This window comes from Vibrio sp. SCSIO 43140 (assembly GCF_023716585.1).
GTDB lineage: Bacteria > Pseudomonadota > Gammaproteobacteria > Enterobacterales > Vibrionaceae > Vibrio > Vibrio maritimus_B.
Genome location: NZ_CP071851.1, coordinates 1716113 through 1730877, shown reverse-complemented (window position 1 = coordinate 1730877; position 14765 = coordinate 1716113). Strand labels below are relative to the sequence as shown.

The window sequence follows — 14765 nt, the reverse complement described above, 5'->3', positions numbered from 1 at the left end:
CAAAGTAACGCGGCTAACTTGATAAATATCAAGCCAGCCCTCGTATAACCACAAAGCACTATTTCAAATGACACTTTTCCCATTAAAGTTATGGGAAAGCCTTATGCATAAATGCACGTTATAAGTCACCAATAAGGCGGAGCATATGTCACGAAATAAAACCTCAGAAAGCCGACGCCGATTCCTCCGCGACGCCGCACGCACCGCCGTAGGTGTCGGTGCTGCTGCAACTGTTTTGGGATTGCAGTCTAAACAAGGGCAAGCCAAAACTAGTGGCGGTGTCCCTATTCGCCCGCCTGGCGCGCTAGAAGGCAACCAATTTGATCAAGCCTGTCTGCGTTGCGGGCTATGTGTTCAGGCATGCCCCTACGATACGCTCAAGCTGGCAACTCTACTTTCACCGGTTGCATCGGGTACGCCATACTTTACGGCACGCGACATTCCCTGTGAGATGTGCGAAGACATCCCTTGTGTGGTGGCGTGTCCAAGTGGGGCACTCGATCATTCATTGACCAATATTGATGATTCTCGAATGGGACTCGCTGTCTTGATCGACCACGAAGAGTGTCTTAACTGGCAGGGACTTCGCTGTGATGTCTGTTACCGAGTTTGCCCGCTTATCGACAAAGCCATCACGCTAGAGCCAATACGAAACCAGCGAACTGGATACCACGCCATGTTTATCCCAACGGTGCACTCTGACGCATGCACAGGGTGTGGTAAGTGTGAACAGGCCTGTGTGACAGAAGTTCCTGTGATCAAGGTTGTACCAATCGAACTGGCGAAGGGTTATATGGGCGATCATTACCAGCTTGGTTGGGAAGAGAAGGTTGAGCTTCGCGATGGACAGTTCCCTGAAACGCCAGATATCGCACCAACCGAGCATATCCGCATCAATGACGGGAGGAAATAATGGCTAAAAATCTCGCGAAAGATGCAGGTAAAGATGCGATTCGAGAGTTAGGCTGGTGGCGTGCTCATCGATTTCTCATTCTACGTAGGTTGTGTCAGCTCACCATCGTTGGTCTGTTTATGATGGGACCTACGTGGGGTATTTTACAGGGTAATTTGTCCTCTAGCATGCTGCTAGGTACTGTCCCGCTCAGTGACCCTTTATTGGTCCTGCAAACCTTAGCTACCAGACATTGGCCAGAGGTGAATGCCTTAATTGGTGTCACTATCGTTGTGGTTTTTTATGCCTTGCTAGCTCCTCGCGCGTTTTGCGCTTGGGTGTGTCCATTAAATATCATCACGGATATGGCGGCATGGTTGCGCCGTAAGCTGAATCTCAAAACCAGCTTTAAGTGGTCTCCGACAATACGTTACTGGTTGATCCCCGTGATCTTACTTGGCAGTGCAGTATCGGGATCGCTGCTCTGGGCGTGGGTGGATCCTGTCGCGACACTTCATCGTGGTTTGGTTTTTGGTATGGGAGCCGGTTGGATCTTAATTGCTCTGGTATTCTTGCTTGATCTTGTCTTAGTCGAGCACGGTTGGTGCGGGCACCTTTGTCCACTTGGAGCGACCTACGGCGTGATCGGTCGTAAGAGCCTTATTCGCGTGAAAGCGACACAGCGCGAGGCCTGTACCAAGTGTATGGACTGCTATAACGTGTGTCCTGAGCCCGATGTATTAAGACAGCCACTCAAGTCTGGTGATCGACGGATTATGAGCCAAGATTGCATCAGCTGTGGCCGATGCATTGATGTGTGTGCGCCTAAGGTATTGGAGTTTAAGGTTAAACCTGACTCTGGTGAGCTCTAGACAAACAAAAACGCCAGTTGTTCTTCAACTGGCGTTTATCCTAGTTCGCTATATCTAGTATGTTGTCCTTGACTCCGTTTGTTCTAAACCAGCCCGCAATACTAAAACGCTCGCGATTGGTAGGCAGTACTTCGTGTGGGAACTGCTCAGAGAAGAACACAAACAAGCGCCCAGATTTTGGTTTGATACGCGTGATTTCGTTGTCATCGAGATCGTAAACCACCAAATCACCACCGTCTTCGTCGCTCCACTCATCATTCATGTAGAACACGGTTGTCAGACGTCGGTTTTCGTTGCCTCTGAAGCAATCTAGGTGCTTCTGATAGAAATCCCCTTTCTCGTATTTAGCGAAGTGAGCTTCGTATTCAAACAGGCCCAAGAAAAAGTGCTGGTTGGCGGTTTGACGAATAATTTCCATCTTACTTAAAAATTGACCAACGGGATCGCCCAGATCGGTAGAAAGCCAGCGGATCTTGTCGCTACGTATCGCACTCTCGCGCATCACATCATCGTTACGACCAATGCGTGCTTTATTCCATTCTTCTGGTAAGCAATCTTTTAATGCAGAGACTTGCTCTGGAGATAGGAAATCATCCCAGATGTAGTAGCCATGTGTGGTCAAGTTTTCGATAAGTGTTTGCATGATGCACCATCGTTGTTAGAAACAGGGAGGGCGCTTTATAAAGAAATAGACAGCATGCTTCAATTTAGGTTGTTTATCGTGACGATAACGCTTGATGAAGGGTAAGCGGGGATAAGGGGGAAAGAAGTCGCCCCTTACCGTAGCAAGGGGCACAAGATTACTTGATGTAGTCGATAAGGGCTTGTTCACTTGGTAGCGCGGTCATCGCCCCTTTTTGCGTTGTCGCTAAAGCGCCGCAGCCGTTTGCCCAGCGAACCGCATCAACGATTGTCTCATCATTGATCCAATCTGCTGTTTTAGATAAGCGAGTCAATAGGCCGCCAACAAAAGCATCGCCTGCTCCTGTGGTATCAACCGGCTTGACTGGCGTGCCGGCAATCAGTTGTTGCTCACTGTCACGAATAACCAATGCGCCTTTTGCACCTTGAGTAATGAGCACAAGTGTATTGTTGTATTCACCAAGCGCTGCGATACCTGCGTCAAGGTTGTCGGTTTCAGTTAGAAATATCAGTTCATCGTCTGAGAACTTAACCACATCGGCCAGAGCGATTGCTTGCTGGCACACAGGCTTGATAAGGCTTTGGTCGCCCCACACTTCGTCGCGAAGGTTTGGATCGAAACTGACAAAGCCGCCTGCTTGCTTAATGCGCTTCATCGCTTCTAGTGTGGCACCACGGCTAGGCTCATTAGCTAGTGCAATTGAGCAAACGTGTAACCACTCACCCTTGTTAAACTCAGGAATATCGCTTACTTGCATAAATTGGTCGGCACTTGGCTTAACCATAAAGGTAAAGCTGCGCTCACCCGATTCATCGAGGTCAACAATAACGGTAGATGTACGCTGTGCGTCATCAAGCAACATAAAGTCCGTGTTGACCTTCTCATTGCTCAGCGTTTGCTTCATAAAGCGACCGAGAGGATCTTGACCTACGCGACCAAAAAAGCCTGTCTCGCCACCTAGACGAGCGATTGCAACAGCAACGTTGGCAGGAGCGCCACCAGGACATTTTAGATACGTGGTATCCGTATTAGGAATCAAATCTACAACGGCGTCGCCCGTTACCCAAACCTTACTCATAACAAATTTCCTGCCTTAATCGATTTGTTGGCAGTTTACTAAATCGATTTAGCAAAGAAAATGTGTTTTAATAGGCAACATAGTGAAAGCAGTAAAAACTGTGATCTAAAACACGATCACGATTAGCGAAGTTGATCCTTGATAGAAGAAATAAGCAGGAAGCAGAAGTAAAGCGCGATGAGTAAAAAGTTAAAACTCGCAGATATAGCGGAGCTAGCCGGGGTTTCTAAATCGACCGTTAGCTTTGTCTTGAATGGACATGCAGAAAAGCACCGTATTAATAAAGAGACGGTAGCCCGCGTGTTACGGGTCGTTGATGAGAATAACTATTCGCCAAGTGTTTATGCACGGGCGCTTAAGTCTAAGAAAACACAGACTTTTGGTTTAGTCATTCCTGATCTTACCAATATGGGGTTCGCTACTATCGCTAAATCACTAGAGCAGCTATCCCTTGCTTCAGGTTATCAGCTGTTGATCGCTTCGACAGATGACGATCCATCGCAAGAGAAAAAAGCGGTCGCTAACCTTATTGAGCGTCAGGTTGATGGCATGATGGTGGCATCATGTTTAGACAATGATGACTATTATCAAACCCTAACGAAAGAAACACCAATTGTGTTTTTTGATCGAGGCTTCGAGTCAGAACGCTTTAGTGTAGTAACCACAAATGCCTATGATTCCACCAAAGAGATAGTGTTCGAACTGACGGAAAAAGCACATGAATGTGCGTTTATTGGTGGTCAATTGTCACTATCTCCGAGTCGAGAGCGCTATCAGGGTTTTGTGGATGCGCTGAAAGAGCGAGAGCTGTTATTGCAGCCAGAATTAGTGTTCCACCAGGATTATCAGCCGCAAAGTGGCTATGACATGATGGAACAATGCGTCGAGCAATTAGGTCGCTTACCAGAGGTGCTTTTTACCGGGTCCTACTCTTTGCTCGAGGGTGTACTGCGATACCTTAACGAGCATGATTTGATGGCGGATGCATCACAGCAATCGATGCGCCTCGCTACTTTTGATAATTATTCTATTCTCGATTGTTTGCCGCTAAAAATCGATTCCATAGAACAGGATTGCCAACAGCTCGCCTTGAAGGTATTTGATTGTTTGCAAAAGACCTTGTCTAATAAGGACTATAAAAGTAACACAAGCATCTCTGCTCGCATTCATTACAGGAGACGTTAGCGCCACATGGACTCGAAATCACTACAACCCCTCTATATACAAGTCGCCGATACGCTAAAACAACGCATCGATGATGGGCTGTATCCACAAGGGTCGAAATTACCCTCTGAGAGTCAGCTAGTAGAGAGCCTAGGGGTCAGTCGAGTTACCGTTCGTAAGGCGCTAGGGCAACTCGCCGATATTGGCTATACGGTATCGGAAAAGGGCAAAGGGACCTATGTCGCAGTCCAGAAATTGAAGCATGATTTCTTAGGTATGGCAGGACTTGCTCAGGAATTGCAAGGCGCAGGACTAGAGGCCAGTAACCAAGTTATTCATTTTGAAAAGACGGTCGCTGATGAAGCCCTAGCAGATAAGCTTAAGGTCGCGCTTCACGCCGAGTTATTTCGATGTGGTCGTCTGCGTGTTGTGAATGGTGATGTCGTGTCTTATGAGGATTTCTATATACCGGTGGCATTACTGCCAGACTTAAATGAGCAGGTATTGTCAGGCTCTAAATTTGCTTACTTAAAAGAGCAGGGGATCGAAATGGTGAAAACTCATCAAAAGATCAAACCCTCTTTACCTAGTGAGTTTGTTCAAGATAAGTTGTCGGTCGCCGCGCTTGAACCTATCTTGATCAACGAATCGGTCAATTATCGAAGTGAGGCCGAGCCTTACGAGTATTCAGTGGTCTATTATAAATCTAGCGTTTATGACTTCGAGATCGTCGCTAGGCTTTGATCGATGTTTAAGCTACCAAAAACCACCTTTTATAAGGTGGTTTTTTTATATGCTCACTATCTATTATTGATTGTGATGACAAGCACGTTTCTCACGTTCAATAACATAAAAAGGTTTATCCTGTATTCTTCCTGTATTACATTAATACACGTTGAATACAGGTTACTATTTTGTGCTCTTAGGAGAGAACGAAACAATGGCAAGAAATGCTAAAGTTGTCGCATCGCAAGTCATGGACTTGCTCGGTGGTGAAGGCAACATCGAACAGTTGACGCACTGCGCAACACGTCTTCGCGTCGTCACCAAAGACGACTCAAAAGTTAACGCAGAACAACTCGGTGAGACAGAGGGTGTTCATGGTTACTTCTTTAAAAATGGTCAGCATCAGGTCATTTTAGGTACTGGCTTTGTAGGCAAAGTCTTCGCTGAGCTAACCGGCAATGGTGAAGTAGAAACGAGCGCAGCACCAAAGAAGGAAGAATCTGGTAGCACGTTTCAACGAGTTACTCGAACTTTCTCAGACATCTTCGTTGCGATTATCCCTGCTCTCGTTGCAACGGGATTGCTCATGGGATTGCGCGGACTGATCGTTAGTGGATTCGGTGTTGAATTATCACCTCAGCTAACGACGCTTTCTCAGGTTCTTACCGATACCGCTTTTATCTTTATCCCAGTTTTAGTGACTTGGTCTGCCATGCGAGTGTTTGGTGGTAACCCTGTCCTAGGTATCGTTTTAGGCTTGATGCTGGTGGCACCGCAATTGGCTAACAAGTGGGATGTGGCGTTTGGCAATGCTGAAGCCTTAATGATTCCATTCTTTGGTTTTGAGATTGCGGTTACCGGTCTGCAAAGTTCTATATTGCCTGCAGTATTTATGGGTTGGTTCGCCGCAATGGTCGAAAAAACCTCTCGCAAATACGTACCAGAGGTACTGGATCTTATCCTTACGCCGTTTATCACGCTTTTGGTATCGCTGATTGCTGGACTGGTATTTGTGGGTCCATTACTACTTGGAATCGAGAAGTTCATTACTGATATCGTGGTTTACTTCCTGCAAATTCCATACGGCATTGGTGGTCTCATTTACGGTGGTGCTATTCAGTTTATGGCTGTGACAGGTATGCACCATACGATTGTTCCAATTACGATTGCGATGGTGACAGAGACTGGCTTTGACTACATCAATCCACTGGGCACAGCAGCAATTGCTGGTCAGTTTGGTGCGGCGATGGCGGTGATGACAATGCAAACCAGCAAGGTGAAAAAGTCGGGTATGTTTGGTGCAGCGCTACCAGCACTATTTGGTATCACTGAGCCTGCGATGTTCGCGGTGACGCTTCCTCGAGTTAAGCCATTCCTTTACGGCTGTGTGGGCGGTGCGATTGGTGGTTGTATCGGTGCTATTGCTGGTATTGGCTCGGCAGGTACTGGTGCCACTATGCTACCAGGCATGTTGCTTTACTTGGGTGGTGGTCTAGGCATGTACGTCGTGGTTATGTTAGTCGCGGCATTGGTAGCCTTTGTAATGACCAAGCTATTCTACAAAGAAGCAAACTAATACATTGATTTTTATCCCCTCATGGATGAGCGAGTCACATGGGGGGATTTTTTATTTTCAGTTTTAAAGAGAGTCGTTATGGATTTTTCGAACCGTCAAAACCGTATGGTTAGGCTAGACGAAGTTTCGGATGAGTACTTACAGCACATCGCTTCACTCACCAAAAATGATCCTTATTATCCAAGCTACCATATCGCACCAAAGCACGGTTTGGTGAACGATCCCAATGGGCTTAGCTTCTTCAATGGTGAACACCATATCTTTTATCAGTGGTTTCCTTTAGGTCCGGTGCACGGTCTAAAACACTGGTATCACGTCTCGACCAAAGACTTTGTCCACTTTAAAGACAGAGGGGTTGCGCTTTATCCTGATCAAGATTACGACCAGCACGGCTGCCATACTGGTATCGCAGTGGTGGAAAATGACCAATTGAATCTGTTGTATACCGCGCACTATGTCCCAGAGCCTGACACTGGTCATCCGACTCAGATTTTGGCTGTCATGGATAAAGAGGGGAATGTCGAGAAAAAGGGAATCGTTGTCGATTTCAACCCAGAGCATTACACTCACAATATGCGTGACCCTGTCACCATAAAGCGAGATGATGGCTACTACATGCTAATTGGTGCTGAAAGCCACCAAAATGAAGGTAAGTTGGCTATTTATGGTGGTCAATCGATCGATAGCTATCACTATATGGGAAATGTCGATATCGGTCTTGAGCAGTTTGGCTTTATGTGGGAATGCCCTAATTACTATGAAGAAGACGATAACGGCGTGTTTATCTTCTCTCCTCAGGGCGTTTCATCCGACAATAAATATGATCTCAAGAACGTCTTTTCCGTGGTCTATATTGTTGGCAAGCCAATTGATACACAAACCCTGAAGTTTGAGAATCAAGGCTATTTTGAGTTAGACAAAGGTTTCGACTTTTACGCGCCTCAGACGTATCTCGATGAGCAGGGTAGGCGAATCCTTATTGGTTGGCTTGGCAATTCGAAAAGCGAGTACCCAACGGATAAAAACTACTGGGCACATATGCTAACCATGCCCAGAGAAGTCGAAATTTGCGGTAACAAACTGATTCAAAAGCCACTTATTGAAATGGAAGCATTGAGATTAAGTGCTCACTCACTTGCTGAAAAGACTGAGCTAGCGAGTCGTGCATTTGAGTTGGATGTCTTGGTTGAAGAGAATTTCGCAATCGAGTTTGCTAACCAAAAAGGCGAAAAAATGGTGTTCTCTGGTACTGATTGCGAGTGGCAACTCGATAGAACCGAAGTAACCGATGTGCATGCAGAGCAATTCGGAACAGTGCGTTACGCCAAACGTGTCGGCGCACATAACAGAGTGAGAATCTTCGTTGACAACTCAAGCATTGAGATATTCTGTGATGATGGTGAAACTGTGTTTACGTCGCGACTGTTTGTGGCGGACCTAGAACAGCTCAACTTGTCTGGCGTCACTGGTACGATTCATTATCTCGATTCGATACAGTACAACTAGCAACATGCTATAACGAATAAAGGTCAGCGCATGCTGACCTTTTTTGTTTTCTATCAGCCTTTCAAATAAATGAAGAGCTGGAGAGCGGTGAGTTGTTTCGCGCCTGGGTTGTTATTATCGGAAGCGCTGTTTTGACGAGCTAAGCTCAAGGAGCATGTCTAACTCTTCGTCAGTAACGAGAGCTTTAACTTGTTTATCGCTAAATAGGCGGTCGACGAATAGCTTAACATCTCTTAGCTGTTCATCGTCTAGACGGTGGATAGCATCAACAATGTCTTTTTCTAGCGTTTGATTCATACGACTCCCTCCCTCGGTTCCCTACTACATAAATTAGACGATATGCGACTGATAGCAAGTAAAAGTTTATGCACTCTAGTGACTAGTCTTGGTTTGAGGTTCTGAGTTTTGTTTGTCGCCTAGTCTGTGCTCTGTATAACCAACGGCAACGAAAATGCACAGAGCCCTTTAGTGATACGGTCTCGCTTCAAATTTGCAGCAACTCGTTAACATGCGATTAATGAATTTATCAATAGATTAGTGTGAGGAATATCACTATAAGACCGACGATTGATTGAAAGTTCCCATAAATTGCCTCAATAAATGTTTTTAAAGCTAAATGTATATTTATTTATATATAAGATATTGATTTAATTGATTTTATATATTTTTCTAAAAGCGTGATTTAGATAGGCATTTTCAGTTTCTTAGGATTGATGGGGTGAATGAATTTCCCCAAAATTGCTCTCGTTCATTCGATAAATGATTTCAAGTTTTTTGTTTGATGTGACGTGTGAATGTGTTGCTAGGTTCTTCCCCAATACATTCACTACAGACAAAGAGCTTTTAAATATAAAAAAAACACTTATTACAATTACAATCCTTGGGGTTAATAATGAAAAACACATTTAAGCTATCGCTAGCTGCAGTATTGGTTTCTACTGCAATGGCTGCAAACGCGGGTATCAGCATCGTAGATAACGAGCAAGGCAACTTCTCTATCGGTGGTGACGTTGAATTTGACTTCAACTTCGAAAACATCGAGCGTCATGCACGTGACAACTCAGGTGCTGTTGATCCTAATTCTTCAGAAACTTCAAACCAGTTTAACCAATCTGGTCGTATCCTTCTTGAGTTTGCAGGTGAGCGTTATACAGAATCTGGCCACGTGTTCCAAGTAAACGTTCAACCACTAATGGAAAGCAGCGGCAACGTTGCCCTAGATGACGCATGGTTTGCTTTCGGTGCACAGGACGGCTGGAATCTGCGTATGGGTCGCTTCGAAGCGTTTGATATGTTCCCTGTAGGTCAAGATACGTTCCTTGAGTACTCTGGTGACACAGCAAACGACCTGTATGTTGACGGTGCAGCTTACGTGTACCAAATGAAAGAAGGTCGTGGTCGTGGTTCTGACGGTCAGTTAATGTTTAGCCAAAACTTTGGTAACGTATATTTCGAAGTTTCTTCGATGATCGGTGACCGCTCGGTATTGTTTGGAGAGAATGCATTCAATGGCAACGTAACTTATCATGGTGAAACTGTCGTAAACAACAAGGACTCTGTACTTCTGCGTCCGGTCGTAGCATATCAAGCTGGTAATTTTGGTATCGCTGCTGCAATGGAAGCAAACCTTGTTAAAAACGCAGTAATCACAGAGCAAAGCGGCGTTGATATCTCTGACCGTACTGGTTACGGCTTAACCGCTAACTACACAACTTCTGATTGGAACCTTATTGCGAACTTCGCATACATGGATGCTGTTGATGAAGACAACATGACTGTTGGTGTGAATGCGCTATACAAAGGTTTCGGTCTTGGCTACATCCACGCATCGAATGAGTACGAAAACAGCAAAATCTCTGGCTATGCTGAAGGTAAAGCAAAAGTAGACACTGTATATACATCTTACGAATTTGCTGATGTTCTAGAAGTAGATGATTTCTCTATCTACCTTGGTGCTTACTACACGAAGGTTGACGACCAAACTGTTGCTAAAAACGTGTTCGAAGAAAACGGCGACACTGGTGTTCGTGTACGCTTTAAGTACTTCTTCTAAGCGCTTAGTCGTATAGAACAACACTGCCAAATACTAAAACGGAGCGAGTTCGCTCCGTTTTTTCGTTTTAAGCTAAATAATTAGAAAGTGAAAGCTAGGTTTGCAGATGCGCCAAGCTGATTACTTCCCGCATAGTTACCCGCAATATCCAGACTTACGACATCGAATGGGCTGAGACCAATACCGGCTGTGATAGCACTGTCCGCATTGTCTTGCATGTCGATCTCATATCCAGCGCGCAGTTGTGCCCAGTCCCACGCGTTGCCTTCGATACCAAAGCGTAGGTATTGAGTTTCGTCGTTAAGGTTTGCAAAACGCTCTTGCTTGGTGAGTTCGATATCTACCGCAACCGTTACAAAGTCACCATTGTATGCTGAACCAATGGTCGCCATAGGGTTTAACTTATAGCTGTCGATCTTAGTTCCATCGTGGGTTTTAACATCAATTTCTTGTTGAATGATGTCTCGTACCGATAAGCCAAGACGCCAGTTTTCATAGTGCCATGCCGCACCGAGATCAAAGTTAAATGCACTTTTTTCAACCATGCTGTCTTCTGCATTGTCGGCATCAAAGTCTTGAACACTCGCGATCAGTGCGTATGTGCGTAGCTTTTGGAACTTAGGCGTAATACCAAATGAGACGTCTTGATCAGCAATCACGAAGTTCTTACCCAGGGCTAGACCAAGTTCGGCACTCGCGAATGCTTGCATTTGCACCTCAGAGTCCATATAACGCTGCTCAATGTCAGTTGGAGTGTTACCTTGGCTTGGCGCGATTAATGGCGCTGCAATGGCTTCTGCGTAGCCACGCGCATACAGGTTGCTCGATACAATGCTTGATGGAATTGCCACTGCAAATCCAACGTTGGCAGTGACCGTAGTCGGTCTGTTACCCTCAAGCTGATCCAATAGGCGGTTGATCTCAGCGAGCTTAGCGATATCGCCCGTTGGGTTCTTCTCATACTCATCAATTAATGATTGCAGATCGTCCAACGTAGTGATGCTCTCATCCGTATCACGAGCGCTCGCACCAAATGTTGGTAGCAACAGACCCACATCATCGTTGTCTTTGTATGTGGCAGTCAATGCTGGGTTGTATAAGCCTGCAGTTAAGTAGTCAGCTGACGCGACACCGGTGTTACCCATGGCGGCACCACGTGCTTCGACCATATTGTTTGCTGCATTCGATATAATTGGAGTGGTTGCTGCCAAGACGATGGCGGCCACTTTAGTTAGTTTATTCATTATTATGTCCTGCGATTCATTCGCATTGAGTACTCATTATCCGATGAGTCTTATGATCACGCGCCTTCATTGCGAAGGTCACGCCACTGCATTCACGTGAGTTATTCACGCAAGAGCATATGATAATTGATATTTATATAAAGTAAATGAGCTATCATTTTGTTTTATAGGATAAAAAAAGGCTCACCTCTGTGAGGTGAGCCTTTGAAAGAGAAAAATTCTATTGGTGTTTAGAAGATAAGGTGCGCAACACCCGCAATCACAGGTAGCGTGATCAGTGTACGTAGAATGAAGATAACAAACAGTTCTACGATGTTTACTGGAATACGGCTACCAAGTAGTAGTGCACCGACTTCTGACATATAGATAAGCTGTGTTACCGACATCGCCGCGATGACAAAGCGAGTCATCTCATTGTCGATTGAAGCTGCTAGGATTGATGGGATAAACATATCTGCAAAGCCCACTACCATGGTTTTAGAAGCAGCAACGGCTTCAGGTACACCTAGTAACTCTAGGTAAGGGATAAACGGTGTACCTAGGATTTCAAATACTGAAGTGTATTCAGCAATTACGAGAGCGACAGTACCCAAGCCCATAACCACTGGCAGCACGCCGAACACCATATCAACTGCGTTTTTAACGCCTTCGCCAAATACTGACTTAGCAGACGTCACAGTACCAGCGCGTTGCAGAGCGAGGTCTAGACCCCAAGAGAACGTTGTATGGCCCTTAGGTGTCACTTCGGCATCTTCTGATGGTTTAGTTCCATCGATGAAGGTGTCTTTCTTGTTACGTAGTGGTGGTAAGCGAGGAATAATGATCGCCGCTACGATACCTGCCAAACAAATCGCACCATAGAAAGGTAGGAACAAGTGCTCGAGCTCAACTTGAGCGATAACCACTAAGCTAAATGTGATAGATACTGCTGAGAACGTGGTACCAATCACTGCGGCTTCACGCATGGTGTAAAACTTGTTTTCGTACTGCTTACTGGTTAGCAGAATACCAACACTGCCATCACCTAACCAAGAAGCCATACAGTCGATAGCACCACGACCTGGAAGGTTAAACACTGGGCGCATGATCTTACTTAGTAGGGCACCAAATAGTTCAAGTAGACCAAAGTTCAGTAGTAGCGGTAGTAAAAGGCCTGCGAAGATAAATACAGCGAACAGGGTAGGCAGTAGACCTTCTAAAACAAGACCGCCAGTGTTTTCTTCCCAGATAGCCTCTGGGCCAACCTGGAAGTAGGTCATCAGTACAGCGATGCCGCCAATTACGCGGACAGCTAGCCACATTGGTGTTGGGTTGAATAGACCGTTCAGAAATTCGTTGTCTGTGATGAAAGCAGGCTTAAAAATGCGAGTTAAAATAGACGCCGCTGCCATTACAGCAATGATTGCCGTGACCAAAGGTACAATGAAATCGCCAACAGCGGCTTGCAAAGCTTTAGCAAGAACTGCGACAGGAATCGTCAAGCCGCCATCGTAGCTGATAGGCGCCATAAACAGGAATAGACCGATTAAAGACGGGATGAAGAACATCCAGAAGTTGCCTTTTTTGCCACTTTTCGGCATAGATTGAGCACTATTTTGCATTTTTCTCTCGTGTTACAACTAGTTAATAATGGCGACGTCCTGCGCCTATTTATTCACTAAACATCCATATTTGTGCATTGGGCGCAAGATTACTCCTTTTTTTAAATGCTGGCAATACTATTCATCATTAAAGGGTAATTATTCACTATATGGCTCTGTAGTAACCAATAATACGCAATAGAATGTATGGTGAGTGTTTGTGTGAACATGGCTACATTATAGTGGGGATTGATGCTTTCAGCAGTTCAGAGAACAGGCTAAACTGTAGTGAATGAATAAGTTATTGAGAATTATAATAATGCCTAGGAAGAAGCTCCCTATTCCCCTTATACTTTTGATCCCTTTGTGTTTGCTTGCCGTGGTTATTGTCGCAGGTATCTATCGATTTTCTCTGTCTGATGAAGAGATCCTTGCCAAATTTCCCTCTCAGCAAAATGTGCAAGCTGATCCCGTTGTCGAAGCCATCTTAGGCCTAAAGGTTCCGAATCCATGGACTATTCAAGTTCCAGAGACAAGCGCTTTCACACTGCTTACCGATATCGATGCGGATAAACAAGTCGCGGCGGGAAGCTATGATGACGGTATGGAGCGAGGTAATGTTTATCTTCTTTATCGCTATCAACAGTCTATTTATGACGACAAGGCGTTATCTGCGGTCGTTATTCCTTTTGCAGTCAGCAATCAAGGTTCTGGCGTTTTCTATTATCTTGGGCTTTTCAAGTGGGACAGCGCACGCCAACGCGTGATCTTGTCGGATGCCAAGTTTGCCGGTGACCGAATAGAGATTTCAGCGCTGACAAGAGCCGATGATCGCATGACGCTCTCGTTTAAGAAGCACGGACAGGCGCAGTCAATGAGTGAAGCTCCCGAAGAAAACGACACGTTAGTTTGCGTAGCTAAAGCGTTTAAATGGGTGGATTGTTAGTCATCTTTTTGCACCGAGCGTGATCTGGACAATAGCTTTCAGAAATAAATGGTTGCGAAATGCACACTTGAGAATGTGACATTAATTACATAACATGGGTTTTTTGATGTTGTTATTTTTAGACAAATGGAGCTTGCGATGATTAATAAGCGCTTTTTTAAAACAAAAGATGAAGTAGAAGTCACCTTTGAGTTAGATGCGACTAATGTGGAGAGTGTGGTTTTAATGGCTGACTTTTTAGACTGGCAGCCAACCCCAATGAAGAAGGTCGCCAAGACCAAATCATTCAAATACAAAACCCGGTTACCAAAAGATGCGGAGTTCCAGTTCCGTTACCTAGTGAACGAAAGCGAGTGGGTCAACGATGCCCAAGCAGACCAATATGTGCCAAATGGTTTTGGTGCTGATAACTGTATTGTTAAGACTGCACAAGTTTGATTTGACTTAAGTCACTGAGACAAAACTCGACACCACAAGTTAAAAAA

General features: G+C 45.2%; 14 protein-coding genes. 9 read left to right on the top strand and 5 right to left on the bottom strand.

The window, feature by feature from the left end; genetic code table 11:
- Positions 1–145 precede the first annotated feature (145 nt).
- Both napG and napH read left to right on the top strand, forming a co-directional pair.
- A complete protein-coding gene (gene napG / locus J4N45_RS26175; protein ID WP_252015634.1) occupies positions 146–913 on the top strand; it encodes a ferredoxin-type protein NapG in 768 nt (255 codons plus the stop codon).
- Positions 913–1764: a quinol dehydrogenase ferredoxin subunit NapH gene (gene napH / locus J4N45_RS26170; RefSeq protein ID WP_252015632.1), complete on the top strand. Its 852-nt coding sequence runs from the start codon at positions 913–915 to the stop codon at positions 1762–1764. The genes napG and napH overlap by 1 nt, the downstream gene beginning before the upstream one ends.
- Positions 1765–1804: 40 nt before the next feature.
- Here the strand turns inward: napH and J4N45_RS26165 are convergent, their stop codons facing one another.
- Positions 1805–2407: a 2OG-Fe(II) oxygenase gene (locus J4N45_RS26165; RefSeq protein WP_252015630.1), complete on the bottom strand. Its 603-nt coding sequence runs from the start codon at positions 2405–2407 to the stop codon at positions 1805–1807.
- 157 nt (positions 2408–2564) lie between these two features.
- Complete coding sequence (cscK, locus tag J4N45_RS26160) at positions 2565–3485, bottom strand: fructokinase (RefSeq protein WP_252015629.1); 921 nt, start codon at positions 3483–3485, stop codon at positions 2565–2567.
- A 177-nt stretch (positions 3486–3662) separates the two neighbouring features.
- Between cscK and J4N45_RS26155 the strand changes: the two genes are divergently transcribed.
- From J4N45_RS26155 to J4N45_RS26140, 4 genes are all read left to right on the top strand, one after another.
- Complete coding sequence (locus tag J4N45_RS26155; protein WP_252015628.1) at positions 3663–4670, top strand: LacI family DNA-binding transcriptional regulator; 1008 nt, start codon at positions 3663–3665, stop codon at positions 4668–4670.
- Between the two features lie 6 nt (positions 4671–4676).
- Positions 4677–5393 carry a GntR family transcriptional regulator gene (locus tag J4N45_RS26150; protein WP_252015625.1) on the top strand — a complete coding sequence of 239 codons (717 nt, stop codon included), beginning with the start codon at positions 4677–4679 and terminating at the stop codon, positions 5391–5393.
- A 196-nt stretch (positions 5394–5589) separates the two neighbouring features.
- Complete coding sequence (locus J4N45_RS26145; protein ID WP_234496229.1) at positions 5590–6951, top strand: PTS transporter subunit EIIC; 1362 nt, start codon at positions 5590–5592, stop codon at positions 6949–6951.
- 78 nt (positions 6952–7029) lie between these two features.
- Positions 7030–8457 carry a sucrose-6-phosphate hydrolase gene (locus tag J4N45_RS26140; protein WP_252015624.1) on the top strand — a complete coding sequence of 476 codons (1428 nt, stop codon included), beginning with the start codon at positions 7030–7032 and terminating at the stop codon, positions 8455–8457.
- Between the two features lie 114 nt (positions 8458–8571).
- Here J4N45_RS26140 and J4N45_RS26135 read toward each other — a convergent pair whose 3' ends face one another.
- Complete coding sequence (locus tag J4N45_RS26135; RefSeq protein WP_252015622.1) at positions 8572–8754, bottom strand: hypothetical protein; 183 nt, start codon at positions 8752–8754, stop codon at positions 8572–8574.
- Positions 8755–9349: 595 nt separating this feature from the next.
- Between J4N45_RS26135 and J4N45_RS26130 the strand changes: the two genes are divergently transcribed.
- Positions 9350–10510 carry a carbohydrate porin gene (locus tag J4N45_RS26130; RefSeq protein WP_252015620.1) on the top strand — a complete coding sequence of 387 codons (1161 nt, stop codon included), beginning with the start codon at positions 9350–9352 and terminating at the stop codon, positions 10508–10510.
- An 80-nt stretch (positions 10511–10590) separates the two neighbouring features.
- On the opposite strand, the gene J4N45_RS26125 is transcribed toward J4N45_RS26130, so the two are convergent.
- Both J4N45_RS26125 and J4N45_RS26120 read right to left on the bottom strand, forming a co-directional pair.
- Positions 10591–11754: a conjugal transfer protein TraF gene (locus tag J4N45_RS26125; protein ID WP_252015619.1), complete on the bottom strand. Its 1164-nt coding sequence runs from the start codon at positions 11752–11754 to the stop codon at positions 10591–10593.
- Positions 11755–11984: 230 nt separating this feature from the next.
- The gene (locus J4N45_RS26120; RefSeq protein WP_234496233.1) at positions 11985–13355 is read right to left on the bottom strand and encodes a YjiH family protein; all 1371 of its coding nucleotides are present in this window, start codon (positions 13353–13355) and stop codon (positions 11985–11987) included.
- A gap of 298 nt (positions 13356–13653) precedes the next feature.
- Here J4N45_RS26120 and J4N45_RS26115 point away from each other — a divergent pair, with 298 nt between their 5' ends.
- Both J4N45_RS26115 and J4N45_RS26110 read left to right on the top strand, forming a co-directional pair.
- A complete protein-coding gene (locus J4N45_RS26115) occupies positions 13654–14280 on the top strand; it encodes a hypothetical protein (RefSeq protein WP_252015617.1) in 627 nt (208 codons plus the stop codon).
- Between the two features lie 138 nt (positions 14281–14418).
- Complete coding sequence (locus J4N45_RS26110; protein WP_252015615.1) at positions 14419–14718, top strand: isoamylase early set domain-containing protein; 300 nt, start codon at positions 14419–14421, stop codon at positions 14716–14718.
- Positions 14719–14765: the final 47 nt, after the last annotated feature.